The organism is Pseudomonas sp. S2_H01 (genome assembly GCF_054668305.1).
In genome coordinates this window covers 2,460,782-2,476,324 of sequence record NZ_CP162756.1, presented here as the reverse complement: position 1 = coordinate 2,476,324, position 15,543 = coordinate 2,460,782, and the positions used below count along the sequence as shown (strand labels likewise).

The following is a 15,543-nucleotide window of genomic DNA, read 5'->3' as shown; positions in this document are numbered from 1 at the left end:
TTTTTGTTGTGGCGATTGAACCTTAGAAATCCAGGTTCGAGACCGCCAGGGCGTTGGCTTCGATGAAGTCGCGGCGAGGTTCTACGGCGTCGCCCATCAGCGTGTTGAAGATCTGATCGGCAGCGATCGCGTCTTCGATGGTGACCTTCAGCATGCGACGCACGCTTGGGTCCATCGTGGTTTCCCACAACTGATCCGGGTTCATTTCACCCAGACCTTTGTATCGCTGAATGGTGTGGCGCTTGGTGCTCTCGGCCATCAGCCAGGCGAGGGCTTCTTTGAACTCGGTAACGGGCTTCTTGCGCTCGCCACGTTGTACGTAGGCACCTTCTTCAAGCAACGTGCTGATCTGCGCACCCAGAGCGGTGACGGTCTTGTAGTCATTACTGCCGAAGAAGTCGCGGTTGAACGTCACGTAGTTGGACAGGCCGTGAGAGATCAGTTCGACCTCTGGCAGCCAGACATTACGTTCACGGTCTTCACGCAGGCTTGCCTTGTAAACCAGACCGGATTTTTCGCCAACACGCAGACGCTCGTCGAACTTGGCCAGCCAGTCCTGCATCGCGGCGTGATCCGACAATTGCTCCATCGCTACAGGCGGCAAATACACGAAGTGCTCGGTCAGCTCCTGAGGGTACAGGCGCGACAAACGCTTGAGCGTCTTCATGACCATGCGGAAGTCATTGACCAGTTTTTCCAGTGCAGGACCGGAGATACCAGGCGCGGACTCGTTCAAGTGCAGGCTTGCGTCTTCCAGGGCCGACTGCGTCATGTACTCTTCCATGGCGTCGTCGTCTTTGATGTACTGCTCTTGCTTGCCTTTCTTGACCTTGTACAACGGTGGCTGAGCGATGTAGATGTAGCCACGCTCGACCAACTCCGGCAACTGACGGAAGAAGAACGTCAGCAGCAGGGTACGAATGTGCGAACCGTCGACGTCAGCATCGGTCATGATGATGATGTTGTGGTAGCGCAGCTTGTCGATGTTGTACTCGTCGCGACCGATGCCGCAGCCCAGAGCGGTAATCAAGGTGCCGACTTCCTGTGAGGAAATCATCTTGTCGAAGCGGGCTTTTTCAACGTTCAGGATCTTGCCCTTGAGCGGCAGGATGGCCTGAGTCTTACGGTTACGTCCCTGCTTGGCGGAACCGCCAGCAGAGTCACCTTCCACCAGATACAGTTCGGAGAGGGCAGGGTCCTTCTCCTGGCAGTCAGCCAGTTTGCCTGGCAAGCCTGCGATATCCAGAGCGCCTTTGCGTCGGGTCATCTCGCGGGCTTTACGCGCTGCTTCACGGGCACGGGCAGCGTCGATCATCTTGCCCACGACGGCTTTGGCTTCGTTCGGGTTTTCCAGCAGGAAGTCAGAGAAGTATTTACCCATCTCTTGCTCGACTGCGGTCTTCACCTCGGAAGAAACCAGCTTGTCCTTGGTCTGCGAACTGAACTTCGGATCAGGAACCTTCACCGAGATAATCGCTGTCAGGCCTTCACGCGCGTCATCACCGGTCGTGGCAACTTTGTGCTTCTTCGCCAGACCTTCCTGCTCGATGTAGTTGTTCAGGTTACGCGTCAGCGCGGAGCGGAAACCCACGAGGTGGGTACCACCGTCACGCTGAGGGATGTTGTTGGTAAAGCACAACAGGTTTTCGTTGAAGCTATCGTTCCACTGCAGCGCGATTTCGACGCCGACACCGTCGTCACGTTGAATGTTGAAGTGGAAGACCTGATTCACCGGCGTCTTGTTGGTGTTCAGGTATTCGACGAACGCACGCAATCCGCCCTCGTACTTGAACAACTCTTCCTTACCGCTGCGTTCATCCTTAAGGACGATACCCACACCGGAGTTAAGGAAGGATAGTTCGCGAATGCGTTTGGCCAGGATGTCCCAGCTGAAATGAATATTCTTGAATGTCTCGGCGGACGGTTTGAAATGAATTTCCGTGCCCGTGGAGTCGCTCTCGCCGACGATTTTCATCGGCTCCTGCGGCACACCATGAACGTATGTCTGTTCCCAGATTTTGCCGCTGCGGCGAACGGTCAGGTTCAGTTCTTCAGACAGTGCGTTTACAACAGAAACACCTACACCGTGCAGACCGCCGGATACTTTGTAGGAGTTGTCATCAAACTTACCGCCGGCGTGCAGCACGGTCATGATGACCTCAGCCGCGGAAACGCCTTCTTCTTTATGCACATCAACCGGAATGCCGCGGCCGTTGTCGCGCACGGTGATGGATTCGTCCGGATGGATGATGATGCTGATGTCGTCGCAATGGCCAGCCAACGCTTCGTCGATGGAGTTGTCCACCACTTCAAACACCATGTGGTGAAGACCGCTGCCATCGTCCGTATCGCCGATGTACATACCGGGACGCTTGCGTACGGCATCAAGTCCTTTTAGCACTTTAATGCTGGACGAGTCGTACGTTTGATTTTCGCTCATGCATTCACTCCCGATGGTCGTGGGTCTTGGTGATACTGCCATGTTCCACGTGGAACACAGCCACTGGCGTTTCCGTCTGCCAGCCTTCCCTCAACAATTCATGATCTACACAGGTGATAAATACCTGGCAGCGTAATTCTTCCAGCAAGCGACACAATGCGCTGCGGTGATGCTCGTCGAGCTCCGATGGCAGATCGTCGACGAGATAAATACATTGGCCGCGGCGCGCCTGACTAACAAGATGACCTTGAGCAATACGTAACGCGCAGACCACGAGCTTCTGCTGTCCGCGTGACAGGATATCCGCTGCGTTATGACCGCCAAGCCGAAGACGCAAATCTGCGCGTTGCGGTCCTGCTTGCGTATGACCCATTTGTTGATCGCGATAGAGAGACGAGGCGAGCACAGTGCTCAGGTCTTTCTCTTTATCCCAACCGCGGTAGTAACTCAGGGTCAGGCCATCAAGCTGAACCAGTTCGCTCAACGTCTGTTCGAACACGGGTTTAAGGGCCTTGATATAAGCCCTTCGAAACTCATCGATTTCGTCACTGGCAAGGCACAGTTCCCGGTCCCAAGCCGCCTGCGAAGCGCCGTCAAGTGTACCATGCCGAAGCCACGAGTTCCGCTGCCTCAGGGCCTTCTGCAGGCGCTGCCAAGTGGCCATAAAGCGAGGTTCCACGTGGAACACTCCCCAATCCAGAAACTGGCGGCGGATCTTCGGAGCACCCTCAAGCAGCCGAAAGCTGTCTGGGTTAATCAATTGCAGCGGCAACGTCTCCGCCAAATGAGCAGCGCTTTTAGCGTTCTGACCGTCGATACGAATCTGGAATTCGCCTTGGCGATCCCGCGAAATGCCTAAATTGCTGTGCGCACCTTCAGCGAGTTCAACCTGTCCGAAGACCGTGCAAGCAGGTTGCTCGTATTGGATAACAGGTTGCAGGCGGGTACTACGGAACGAACGAGCAAGTCCAAGCAGATGGATCGCCTCAAGCACACTGGTTTTACCACTGCCGTTGGCGCCATAAAGGATATTGATGCGGGGGGAGGGGGAGAAGGTCACCGGGTGCAGATTGCGCACCCCGGTGACCGAGACGCGGCTGAGAGACATCTATCGACTGCTGATTACAGGCGCATCGGCATGACGACGTAAGCCGAATCGTCATTGCCAGACTCTTGTACCAGCGCACTGCTGTTTGAGTCGGAAAGGATCAGACGAACTTGCTCAGTCGTCATGACGCCCAACACGTCGAGCAAATAGCTCACGTTAAAGCCGATCTCCAACGAACTACCGTTGTAATCAACGCTGATCTCTTCTTCCGCTTCTTCCTGCTCAGGGTTGTTTGCCTGAATCTTCAGCTGACCGCTGGCCAACTGTAGACGAATACCACGGTACTTCTCGTTCGACAGAATGGCAGTACGGCTGAATGCTTCGCGCAACGCTTGACGATCACCCACCACCAGTTTGTCGCCGCCTTTAGGCAGTACGCGTTCGTAGTCCGGGAATTTGCCGTCCACCAGTTTGGAAGTGAACGTAAACTCGCCGGTCGTGGCGCGTATGTGATGCTGACCCAGCACGATGCTGACCAGACCATCCTGCTCGGTCAGGAGGCGTGCAAGTTCCAGAATACCTTTGCGCGGCACAATCACCTGATGCCGATCAGCATGCTCGATTTCTGCAGACATCGAGCACATTGCCAGACGGTGACCATCGGTGGCGACTGCGCGCAGAATGCCTGATTGCACTTCCAACAGCATGCCGTTCAAGTAGTAACGTACGTCCTGTTGAGCCATGGCGAAGCTGGTGCGTTCGATCAACCGACGCAGTTTGCTTTGCACCAGGTTGAACGTCAGCGAACCTGGCCCTTCTTCTACCGTCGGGAAATCATTGGCCGGCAACGTCGACAGCGTAAAACGACTGCGCCCGGCTTTGACGACGAGCTTCTGCTCGTCGACTTTGATATCGATCAGGGTGTCATTCGGCAAGCTTTTGCAGATGTCCATCAGCTTACGAGCCGGCACAGTGATCTCGCCCGGTTCTGCAGGCTCTTCCAACTGAACCCGTCCAACCAGCTCGACTTCCAGGTCGGTACCGGTCAAGGACAGCTGCTGCCCTTCGACGACCAGCAACACGTTCGACAGAACCGGCAAGGTCTGGCGGCGTTCGACAACGCCCGCGACCAGTTGCAGGGGTTTCAACAGGGCTTCGCGTTGAATGGTGAAATGCATGGTCTAGTCCCTTGCCTTGAAAAGCTGCGTCAGCATCACGTAGTCAAAGTACGCAGCAGGTTCTTGTAGTCCTCGCGGATGTCCGCATCGGATTCTTTAAGCTCATTGATCTTGCGGCAGGCGTGCAGCACGGTGGTATGGTCGCGTCCGCCAAACACATCGCCGATCTCCGGCAAACTGTGGTTGGTCAATTCCTTGGACAACGCCATCGCGACTTGCCGCGGGCGTGCAACCGATCTCGAACGACGTTTCGACAAAAGGTCGGAGATCTTGATCTTGTAGTACTCAGCGACAGTGCGCTGAATGTTATCCACACTCACCAGCTTGTCCTGCAACGCCAGCAGGTCCTTGAGCGACTCGCGAATCAACTCGATGGTGATGTCGCGCCCCATGAAGTGGGAGTGAGCGATGACACGCTTGAGCGCACCCTCAAGCTCACGCACGTTGGATCGAATGCGTTGGGCAATAAAGAAGGCAGCATCGTGGGGAAGTTCGACCTTGGCCTGATCTGCTTTCTTCATGAGGATCGCTACTCGGGTTTCAAGCTCGGGTGGTTCGACCGCTACGGTCAAGCCCCAGCCAAAACGCGATTTGAGACGCTCCTCCAGACCTTCGATCTCCTTTGGATAACGGTCGCTGGTCAGGATGACCTGCTGACCGCCTTCAAGGAGCGCGTTGAAGGTGTGGAAAAACTCTTCCTGAGAACGCTCCTTGCGAGCGAAAAATTGAATGTCATCGATCAGCAGGGCATCGACGGAGCGATAGAAACGCTTGAATTCATTGATTGCATTGAGTTGCAGCGCTTTAACCATATCCGCAACGAAACGCTCCGAATGAAGATAAACAACCTTCGCATTCGGATTTTTCTTGAGCAAGTGGTTACCCACAGCGTGCATCAAGTGGGTTTTACCCAAGCCGACACCACCATAAAGGAACAGCGGGTTGTAGCCGTGCTTGGGGTTATCCGCGACCTGCCACGCTGCGGCGCGCGCCAGTTGGTTTGACTTACCTTCAACAAAATTCTCGAACGTGAAGGTACGGTTCAGGTAGCTGGTGTGCTTGAGCGCTCCTTCGACCTGGACATTGCGCTGCTCAGCGCGAGCAGGTGCCTGCTGAGAGCTGGCGCCTGCCATCGGGTCAAAGCTTGCACGCGAAGGCTCGTCATCTACATCCAACGCTACTTGCACCACAGGCGCAGCAGGTGCTGACGCAGGTGTGGCAGCCGGAGCAGAGGACGTGGTGACCTGGCTGGCTGCATTTTGAGCAGCCTGCGATGCGGCGGCGGCCGCTGCCAACGGAGCATTGGGCGCGGCTCGGGGAGCAGAGCTTCGTTTGCTGCCTATTAATAAGGAAAGCGAAGGCGCAATGCCCTGGCCTTGTTCCGCCAACAATTCGAGCACGCGACCCAGGTACTTTTCATTCACCCAATCAAGCACGAACCGGTTTGGCGCATAGACACGCAACTCGTCGCCTTCGGCTTCGACCTGTAGCGGACGGATCCAGGTGTTGAATTGCTGGGCAGGCAGCTCATCGCGCAAAAGCTCCACGCACTGCTGCCAAAGTTCCACTGACACGGATATCCCCTAAGTTTCGAAAGCCGGTGAGGCAAAAACAAGCGCCCATTGTAACCACCCCCGGCAGACTTATCCACATGTAGGTGGCTGACGGGCATCTCAAAATCAACCTCTTATGATGAAAAATCCCGACCGGTGGCATGTGCATAAGCCCTGTGGATAACCGTGACTCAGCCCATTGCATAACTGGGGGCGGAAATCTGTGGGTAACTGCCCTGTGGATAACATCCCATTCCACGCACAGGTTTTCCGAGGGCGCAGCACAGGCGCAACACGGCTTTTAGACAGAGTTTTGATTCTCTGTACACCTTGATTTAAAGGGGCTAAACCTACTTATCCACAGAGAGGGTCGTCTCTAGTCTTTATAAGCTTTACAGAAAAGCTTTAAATACTTTCCTTCTTTATTTTTATGTCTAAGGTCCCCACCTGTCATTCACGAACGGGCGTGTGCCCTACGAAATGCAGGCAAGAAGTAAATGGAAGAAACGTTGGTTGGAAATTGACCTGAGAGCTTGCTTTCTCTAGAATCCCCGGTCTCTTAAAACGGGGGCCATTCCGGCCCGTTGTGGACGAACCAGGTAACACGCCATGAAACGTACTTTCCAACCCAGCACTATCAAGCGCGCCCGCACCCACGGTTTCCGTGCTCGTATGGCCACCAAAAACGGCCGTGCAGTTCTGTCGCGTCGTCGCGCCAAAGGCCGTAAGCGTCTGGCAGTTTGATTAATCGGCACAGGTGGTGAGTCGAGACTTCAGTCGGGAAAAGCGTTTGCTGACACCCCGGCATTTCAAGGCAGTCTTTGACTCCCCCACCGGCAAGGTTCCGGGGAAAAATCTCCTGCTCCTTGTGCGCAACAACGACCTGGATCACGCCCGCTTGGGATTGGTGATCGGTAAGAAGAGCGTGAAGCTCTCCGTCGAGCGCAATCGCTTGAAACGCCTGATGCGCGAATCTTTTCGCCACCACCAAGACACCCTCGTTGGTTGGGATATTGTGGTTGTCGCGCGCAAAGGCTTGGGTGACATTGAAAACCCCGAATTGATTCAGCATTTCGGCAAGCTCTGGAAACGTCTGGCGCGCAGCCGGCCAACTTCAGAAGTCAAAACCGAAACTGCGGGGGTAGACAGTCCTGATGCGTAAACTGGCGCTCGTTCCGATCCAGTTTTACCGCTATGCCATTAGTCCTCTGATGGCCAGTCACTGTCGTTTCTACCCCAGTTGCTCCTGCTACGCGTACGAAGCCATTGAAAATTATGGCCTGGTGCGCGGCGGCTGGCTGACCTTGCGTCGCCTAGGTCGCTGTCATCCGTGGAATCCCGGTGGTTTCGACCCGGTTCCACCTGCTCCCACCTCCCGTTCCTCTTCGATGGCCGAGTAATCATGGATATTAAACGCACGATCCTGATCGTCGCCCTGGCAATCGTGACCTATGTCGGTGTCCTGAAATGGAACCAGGACTATGGTCAGGCTGCCTTGCCGACTCAGAATGTTGCCGCCAACACCAATACATCCGCTCTCCCTGACACTCCGCAAGGTACGGCTGCTGCCAACGCAGACGTTCCGAGTGCAACAGGTGAAGTCGCTGCGCCAACCGAAACTCCGGTGGTTGCCAGCAAAGACTTGATTCAGGTTAAAACCGATGTGTTGAACCTGGAAATCGATCCAGTCGGCGGTGATGTGGTGCAGCTTCGCTTGCCACTGTATCCACGCCGTCAAGACCATCCTGAAATTCCGTTTCAGCTGTTCGACAATGGCGGCGAGCGTACCTTTCTGGCACAGAGCGGCCTGACGGGCGCAAACGGTCCGGATGCCCGCGCTTCCGGTCGCCCTGTCTACGTCGCGACACAGAAAAGTTTTCAATTGGCGGATGGGCAGAACGATCTCGTTGTCGATCTGAAATTCAGCGATGCCGGCGTCAACTACATCAAGCGTTTTACCTTCAAACGCGGCCTGTATGATCTGACCGTTTCTTATCTGATCGATAACCAGAGCGCGCAAGCGTGGAACGGTAATCTGTTCGCTCAGCTGAAACGCGATGCAAGCGCAGATCCGTCGTCGACTACCGCCACTGGCACCGCCACTTATCTGGGTGCGGCCATGTGGACACCGTCGGAGCCTTACAAAAAGGTTTCGATGAAGGACATCGATAAAGGCTCGCTGAAAGATACGGTTCAAGGTGGTTGGGTCGCTTGGTTGCAGCACTATTTCGTCACTGCCTGGATCCCGAACAAGGCTGACAGCAACACCGTAACCACTCGCAAAGACAGCGCGGGTAACTACATCATCGGTTTCACCGGTCCAGCACTGACCGTTGCGCCGGGTGCCAAGGCTGAAACCACCACCACGTTGTACGCCGGTCCGAAAAGCCAAGCCGTACTCAAAGAGTTGTCCCCGGGCCTGGAACTGACCGTCGACTATGGCATTCTGTGGTTCATTGCCCAGCCGATTTTCTGGCTGTTGCAACATATCCACAGCATTGTGGGTAACTGGGGTTGGTCGATCATCTTCCTGACCATGCTGATCAAAGGGCTTTTCTTCCCTCTGTCCGCTGCCAGCTACAAGTCGATGGCGCGTATGCGTGCCGTTGCGCCACGTCTGGCTGCCCTGAAAGAGCAGCATGGCGACGACCGTCAGAAGCTTTCACAGTCGATGATGGAGCTGTACAAGAAAGAGAAGATCAACCCGCTAGGTGGTTGCTTGCCGATTCTTGTACAAATGCCAGTGTTCCTGTCGCTGTACTGGGTACTGCTGGAAAGCGTCGAGATGCGCCAGGCGCCTTGGCTGTTGTGGATAACCGACCTGTCGATCAAGGATCCGTTCTTCATCCTGCCGATCATCATGGGCGCGACCATGTTCATTCAGCAGCGTCTGAACCCTACACCTCCGGATCCGATGCAAGCCAAGGTCATGAAGCTGATGCCAATCATCTTCACCTTCTTCTTCCTGTGGTTCCCGGCGGGTCTGGTGCTGTACTGGGTTGTGAACAACACCCTGTCCATCACTCAACAGTGGTACATCACGCGTAGCATCGAAGCCAAGGCCAAAAAAGCTGCCGCTTGATCTACCCTGTGAATAAGTCATTCAGAACGCCCCCTCGTGGGGCGTTTTGCTATCCGTTAGTTATTCAGGAGCCGGGCCATGAACGTCCCTCGTGAAACCATCGCCGCGATTGCCACCGCCCAGGGACGAGGCGGCGTTGGCATTGTGCGTATCTCCGGCCCCTTGGCCGCCAACGCCGCAAAGGCGATCACTGGAAAAGAATTGCAGCCTCGCCATGCGCACTTTGGCCCGTTCCAGGACGAGCATGGGGAAGTGATCGACGAGGGCATTGCCCTGTATTTCCCCGGACCGAACTCCTTTACGGGCGAAGATGTTGTGGAGCTGCAAGGCCATGGCGGCCCGGTCGTGCTGGACATGTTGCTGCAGCGCTGTGTACAGCTGGGAAGCCGGTTGGCACGCCCCGGCGAATTCAGCGAACGGGCCTTTCTTAACGACAAGCTCGATCTCGCGCAGGCTGAAGCCATTGCCGACCTGATCGAAGCCAGTTCTGCACAAGCGGCGCGCAATGCGTTGCGGTCCTTGCAAGGTGCTTTCTCTCAGCGTGTGGATAACCTCACCGAGAAACTGATCAGTTTGCGGATATACGTAGAAGCTGCCATCGACTTTCCGGAAGAGGAAATAGACTTCCTGGCTGATGGCCACGTCCTCAGCATGCTTGATGACGTGCGTCTTCAGTTATCCACTGTCCTGAGTGAAGCCAATCAAGGCGCGCTGCTGCGTGACGGCATGACCGTGGTAATCGCCGGCCGACCGAACGCAGGTAAGTCCAGCCTGCTCAATGCATTGGCAGGAAGAGAAGCCGCGATCGTTACCGAGATTGCCGGCACGACCCGAGACGTGCTCCGCGAACATATCCACATCGACGGCATGCCGCTGCACGTTGTGGACACGGCTGGCCTTCGCGATACAGAGGATCATGTTGAACGAATTGGCGTCGAACGGGCGCTCAAGGCTATTTCGGAAGCTGACCGAATACTGCTGGTGGTGGATGCCACCGCGCCGGAGGCGCAGGATCCGTTTGCCCTCTGGCCGGAATTCCTCGAGCAGCGTCCGGACCCCGCGCAGGTCACGCTCATCAGAAACAAGACTGACCTGAGTGGGGATCCTGTAGGGCTCGAGGTCAGTGAAGATGGCCATGTCACCATCAACCTCAGCGCCAAAGCCGGCGGTGAAGGGCTTGAGCTTCTGCGAGATCATCTGAAGGCCTGCATGGGTTATCAGCAAACCGCGGAAAGCAGCTTCAGCGCTCGACGTCGGCATCTGGAAGCGCTACATAAGGCCAGTGCTTCGCTAGAGCACGGCCGCTCACAGTTGACCCTGGCGGGTGCGGGGGAGCTGCTGGCTGAGGACCTGCGCATTGCTCAGCAGTCTATCGGAGAGATCACTGGGGCATTCAGCTCTGACGATCTACTGGGAAGAATCTTCTCCAGCTTCTGCATCGGCAAATAACCGGTCCGTTTTTTCGACAGGCAGGTCATTTCCCGACCTGTCTACCCTCGCTTCATCCCCCTCCTGAACATTAAATCCGATCCTTTGACCGCCAGAGCGTACTCGTGCACGCGATTTTCGGTCGTCCAAACAGGACTCACCACCAAATGAGCCCTGTGCATAACCGCGCTTCAGCTCAGTTGATAAGTGGGCCTAAAATCGGAGGATAACCTCGCCTGTGGACAACCATCACTTTAATCCACAGGCTTAGACACGTTATCCAAGGGCCTTATCGGCACATGAACACAGACTTTTGAATCTCTGTACACATCGAATATTAAGGCCTGTAGAGATCTATCCACAGAAAGTTGCCTCTCTAAACATAAACATAAAAACAAAGATTTTATAAATTTCTTTCTTTTTAATTTCTTTAACCGCCATTCATCCACAGCTGGTTAAATTTTGCGCAAAAGGTTCCTTTCAGGGGGGCGAAGTCCCTATACTTGCCGCCAATTTCCTATTCCCCCCCAAAAACAGGCACGAGGTGCGTGGTGGATTTCCCTTCCCGTTTTGAAGTGATCGTCATCGGCGGCGGTCATGCCGGTACCGAGGCAGCACTGGCGTCTGCACGCATGGGTGCGAAAACCCTGCTGCTTACGCACAACGTGGAAACCCTCGGGCAAATGAGCTGCAACCCTGCCATTGGCGGCATTGGTAAAAGTCATCTGGTTAAAGAGATCGATGCGCTGGGTGGTGCAATGGCCACGGCTACCGATCTGGGCGGTATTCAATTTCGCGTGCTCAACAGCCGCAAAGGCCCGGCAGTACGGGCGACCCGTGCTCAAGCTGACCGTATTCTCTATAAGGCAGCGGTCCGCGAGATCATTGAAAACCAGCCGAACCTGTGGATATTTCAGCAGGCCTGCGATGACCTGATTGTCGAGCAGGACCAGGTACGGGGCGTGGTCACGCAGATGGGTTTGCGGTTCATGGCGGACTCTGTGGTTTTGACCACCGGCACTTTTCTCGGTGGACTTATCCACATCGGTTTGCAGAATTACTCCGGTGGCAGGGCAGGTGATCCACCGTCGATCGCGCTCGCACGCCGGCTTCGCGAATTACCTCTGCGGGTCGGGCGCTTGAAAACCGGTACGCCTCCGCGCATTGATGGTCGATCTGTGGATTTCTCGGTGATGACCGAGCAACCCGGGGACACGCCCATCCCGGTGATGTCGTTCCTGGGTTCCAAGGAACAGCATCCGCGCCAGGTCAGTTGCTGGATTACTCACACCAATGCGCGCACTCACGAAATCATCGCTGCGAACCTCGATCGTTCGCCGATGTATTCCGCTGCCGGCGAAATCGAAGGTGTGGGCCCGCGTTACTGCCCGTCGATCGAAGACAAGATCCATCGCTTTGCCGACAAGGAAAGCCACCAGGTCTTCATCGAACCGGAGGGCCTGACCACGCATGAGCTCTATCCGAACGGGATTTCGACTTCACTGCCATTCGACGTCCAGTTGCAGATCGTGCAGTCGATTCGCGGCATGGAAAACGCCCATATCGTTCGCCCTGGTTACGCCATCGAGTACGACTATTTCGATCCGCGGGATCTGAAATACAGCCTGGAAACGAAGGTCATCGGCGGCCTGTTCTTCGCTGGCCAGATCAACGGCACCACCGGATACGAAGAAGCTGGCGCACAAGGTTTGCTCGCCGGTGCCAACGCAGCGCTGCGTGCTCAAGGCAAGGAAAGCTGGTGCCCGCGTCGTGATGAAGCGTACATCGGTGTGCTTGTGGATGATTTGATTACCCTGGGTACTCAAGAGCCTTACCGCATGTTCACTTCTCGTGCGGAGTACCGGTTGATCCTGCGCGAAGACAACGCAGACCTGCGCCTGACCGAGAAGGGGCGCGAGTTGGGATTGGTCGACGATGCGCGGTGGGCTGCGTTCTGTACCAAGCGCGAAAGCATCGAGCAGGAAGAGCAGCGTCTGAAATCGACCTGGATTCGTCCAGGCACTGAGCAGGGCGACGCCGTGTCCGCGCATTTCGGAACGCCACTGACCCACGAGTACAATTTGCTCAACCTGCTGAGCCGCCCTGAAATTGACTACGTCAACCTCGTTGCGTTGACGGGTCAGGGGTCAATCGATCCACAGGTTGCCGAGCAGGTCGAAATCAAAACCAAGTACGCCGGTTACATTGATCGTCAGCAGGACGAGATTACTCGTCTGCGTGCCAGCGAAAATACAAAACTGCCGGACGATATCGACTACACGACCATTTCCGGTCTGTCGAAAGAGATTCAGAGCAAGCTGGGGACAACGCGTCCTGAGACATTGGGCCAGGCTTCGCGTATTCCGGGTGTGACCCCAGCAGCGATCTCGCTGTTGATGATTCATTTGAAAAAACGCGGCGCGGGCCGTCAGTTGGAGCAAAGCGCTTGAGTTCTATGGTCACCCCGCAGCACGCAGAAGAACTGACCCAAGGCGCCCGCGAACTGGGCGTCGACCTGAGTGAAGTCCAGCATGAAAAACTGCTGGGCTATCTGTCGTTACTGATCAAGTGGAACAAGGCCTACAACCTGACAGCTGTCCGCGATCCGGACGAAATGGTGTCTCGCCATCTGCTCGATAGCCTGAGTGTCGTGCCTTACATTCAGGGCGAGCGCCAGCTTGACGTGGGCAGTGGCGGCGGCATGCCCGGTATTCCGCTGGCGATCCTGTTCCCGGACATGCAGGTCACGTGTCTGGACAGTAATGGCAAAAAAACTCGCTTTTTGACCCAGGTAAAACTCGAGCTGAAACTCGACAATCTCCAAGTTATCCACAGCCGTGCAGAAGCATTCCAGCCTGAACAGCCGTTCACAGGAATCATCTCCCGCGCTTTCAGCAGCCTTGAAGACTTCACACAGTGGACGCGTCACATGGGTGACACCCAGACGCGATGGCTGGCAATGAAAGGTCTGCATCCGGCTGACGAACTGGTAGCATTGCCCGCAGATTTTCGTCTGGAAAGCGCGCAAGCCTTGGCCGTACCGGGTTGCCAAGGCCAACGGCATCTGCTGATACTGCGCCGCACGGCATGACAGGGAACACACGCAAGAATGGCTAAGGTATTCGCGATAGCGAACCAAAAAGGTGGTGTGGGTAAAACCACCACCTGCATCAACCTCGCAGCGTCGCTGGTTGCTACCAAGCGTCGGGTGTTGTTGATCGATCTCGATCCACAGGGCAACGCCACCATGGGTAGCGGTGTGGATAAACATGGGCTGGAGCATTCCGTCTACGATCTTCTGATCGGCGAATGTGACCTGAACCAGGCCATGCATTTTTCCGAGCACGGCGGTTATCAACTGCTGCCTGCCAACCGCGACCTGACCGCCGCTGAAGTCGTCTTGCTGGAAATGCAGATGAAAGAGGCACGCCTGCGCACAGCGCTGGCGCCGATTCGCGAGAACTACGATTACATCCTGATCGACTGCCCTCCATCCCTGTCGATGCTGACGCTCAATGCCCTCGTAGCGGCGGACGGTGTGATTATCCCCATGCAGTGCGAATACTTCGCGCTAGAAGGCCTGAGTGACCTTGTGGATAACATCAAGCGCATCGCCGAGCTGCTTAATCCACAGCTCAAGATCGAAGGCTTGTTGCGAACGATGTATGACCCGCGTCTGAGCCTGATCAACGATGTCTCTGCCCAGCTCAAGGAACATTTCGGCGACCAGCTGTACGACACTGTGATCCCACGCAACATTCGACTGGCCGAGGCCCCGAGTTTCGGGATGCCGGCGCTGGCCTATGACAAGACCTCTCGCGGTGCCCTGGCTTATCTGGCTCTGGCGGGCGAAATGGTTCGTCGTCAACGTCGCGGATCCCGCGCCGCCGCCCAGCCCACTTAAGGAAATCCCATGGCCGTCAAGAAACGAGGACTCGGACGTGGGCTGGACGCACTGCTGAGCAGCCCCACCGTCAGCGCGCTGGAAGAACAGGCCGTTCAGGCCGATCAGCGCGAGTTACAGCACATTCCGCTGGATCTGATCCAGCGCGGCAAATATCAGCCACGCCGGGATATGGATCCGCAGGCGCTGGAAGAACTGGCCAATTCGATCAAGGCTCAGGGCGTCATGCAGCCGATCGTGGTGCGCCCGATCGCCGACAACCGCTTTGAGATCATCGCCGGTGAACGTCGCTGGCGTGCCAGCCAACAGGCAGGCATCGAAACGATCCCGGCAATGGTGCGTGACGTGCCGGATGAAGCGGCTATCGCAATGGCGCTCATCGAGAATATCCAGCGCGAAGACCTCAATCCGATTGAAGAGGCCATCGCGCTGCAGCGCTTGCAGCAGGAATTCCAGTTGACCCAGCAGCAGGTCGCGGAGGCTGTGGGTAAGTCACGCGTCAGCGTGGCCAACCTTTTGCGTCTTATCGCGCTGCCTGAGGTGATCAAGACTATGCTGTCCCACGGAGACCTTGAAATGGGTCATGCCCGAGCGTTGCTGGGTTTGCCGGAAGAAAGGCAGGTCGACGGGGCGCGACATGTTGTCGCACGCGGGCTGACCGTGCGCCAGACTGAGGCACTTGTACGGCAGTGGTTGAGTGGCAAGCAGGAGCCTTCCGAACCCGTCAAAGCCGATCCGGACATCACCCGACTCGAGCAGCGTCTGGCCGAGCGCCTAGGCTCTGCGGTGCAGATTCGCCATGGTCAAAAGGGAAAAGGCCAGTTGGTAATCCGTTATAACTCACTGGATGAGTTGCAGGGCGTCCTCGCCCACATCCGCTGAAACAAATCGTGCGTAGCGTGTAGTCGGA

Annotated in this window: 13 protein-coding genes; 9 read left to right on the top strand and 4 right to left on the bottom strand. The window is 56.0% G+C overall.

Features of this window, described 5'->3' with window-relative positions; translation table 11 throughout:
• Nucleotides 1-22: 22 nt before the first annotated feature.
• From gyrB to dnaA, 4 genes are read right to left on the bottom strand one after another with little or no spacing between them, the layout of a single operon-like run.
• A complete protein-coding gene (gene gyrB, locus AB4N84_RS10970; RefSeq protein WP_460046339.1) occupies nt 23-2,440 on the bottom strand; it encodes a DNA topoisomerase (ATP-hydrolyzing) subunit B in 2,418 nt (805 codons plus the stop codon).
• A 4-nt stretch (nt 2,441-2,444) separates the two neighbouring features.
• Complete coding sequence (gene recF / locus AB4N84_RS10965) at nt 2,445-3,548, bottom strand: DNA replication/repair protein RecF (protein ID WP_460046338.1); 1,104 nt, start codon at nt 3,546-3,548, stop codon at nt 2,445-2,447.
• 14 nt (nt 3,549-3,562) lie between these two features.
• Complete coding sequence (gene dnaN / locus AB4N84_RS10960) at nt 3,563-4,666, bottom strand: DNA polymerase III subunit beta (RefSeq protein ID WP_074757428.1); 1,104 nt, start codon at nt 4,664-4,666, stop codon at nt 3,563-3,565.
• A 35-nt stretch (nt 4,667-4,701) separates the two neighbouring features.
• A complete protein-coding gene (gene dnaA, locus AB4N84_RS10955; RefSeq protein WP_074757426.1) occupies nt 4,702-6,240 on the bottom strand; it encodes a chromosomal replication initiator protein DnaA in 1,539 nt (512 codons plus the stop codon).
• Between the two features lie 588 nt (nt 6,241-6,828).
• Here dnaA and rpmH point away from each other — a divergent pair.
• The 9 genes from rpmH (at nt 6,829) to AB4N84_RS10910 (ending at nt 15,515) form a co-directional block, all read left to right on the top strand.
• Nucleotides 6,829-6,963, top strand: coding sequence for a 50S ribosomal protein L34 (rpmH, locus tag AB4N84_RS10950; protein WP_002551315.1), 135 nt, complete (start codon nt 6,829-6,831; stop codon nt 6,961-6,963).
• A gap of 16 nt (nt 6,964-6,979) precedes the next feature.
• Nucleotides 6,980-7,381, top strand: a complete 402-nt coding sequence (gene rnpA / locus AB4N84_RS10945) for a ribonuclease P protein component (protein ID WP_460046337.1) — start codon at nt 6,980-6,982, stop codon at nt 7,379-7,381.
• Nucleotides 7,374-7,619: a membrane protein insertion efficiency factor YidD gene (gene yidD / locus AB4N84_RS10940; protein WP_074757422.1), complete on the top strand. Its 246-nt coding sequence runs from the start codon at nt 7,374-7,376 to the stop codon at nt 7,617-7,619. Before rnpA ends, yidD begins: the two co-directional genes overlap by 8 nt.
• 2 nt (nt 7,620-7,621) lie before the next feature.
• Nucleotides 7,622-9,301 (top strand): membrane protein insertase YidC, encoded by a 1,680-nt coding sequence (gene yidC, locus AB4N84_RS10935; protein WP_074757420.1) that lies wholly within the window; start codon nt 7,622-7,624, stop codon nt 9,299-9,301.
• A gap of 78 nt (nt 9,302-9,379) precedes the next feature.
• Nucleotides 9,380-10,750 (top strand): tRNA uridine-5-carboxymethylaminomethyl(34) synthesis GTPase MnmE, encoded by a 1,371-nt coding sequence (mnmE, locus tag AB4N84_RS10930; protein WP_460046335.1) that lies wholly within the window; start codon nt 9,380-9,382, stop codon nt 10,748-10,750.
• 530 nt (nt 10,751-11,280) lie between these two features.
• Nucleotides 11,281-13,179, top strand: coding sequence for a tRNA uridine-5-carboxymethylaminomethyl(34) synthesis enzyme MnmG (mnmG, locus tag AB4N84_RS10925; RefSeq protein ID WP_460046334.1), 1,899 nt, complete (start codon nt 11,281-11,283; stop codon nt 13,177-13,179).
• 5 nt (nt 13,180-13,184) lie between these two features.
• The gene (gene rsmG / locus AB4N84_RS10920; protein WP_208605207.1) at nt 13,185-13,820 is read left to right on the top strand and encodes a 16S rRNA (guanine(527)-N(7))-methyltransferase RsmG; all 636 of its coding nucleotides are present in this window, start codon (nt 13,185-13,187) and stop codon (nt 13,818-13,820) included.
• Nucleotides 13,821-13,838: 18 nt separating this feature from the next.
• Entirely contained in the window at nt 13,839-14,633 is a 795-nt protein-coding gene (locus tag AB4N84_RS10915) for a ParA family protein (protein ID WP_062386221.1), read from the top strand.
• 9 nt (nt 14,634-14,642) lie between these two features.
• Complete coding sequence (locus tag AB4N84_RS10910; RefSeq protein WP_460046333.1) at nt 14,643-15,515, top strand: ParB/RepB/Spo0J family partition protein; 873 nt, start codon at nt 14,643-14,645, stop codon at nt 15,513-15,515.
• Nucleotides 15,516-15,543 lie beyond the last annotated feature (28 nt).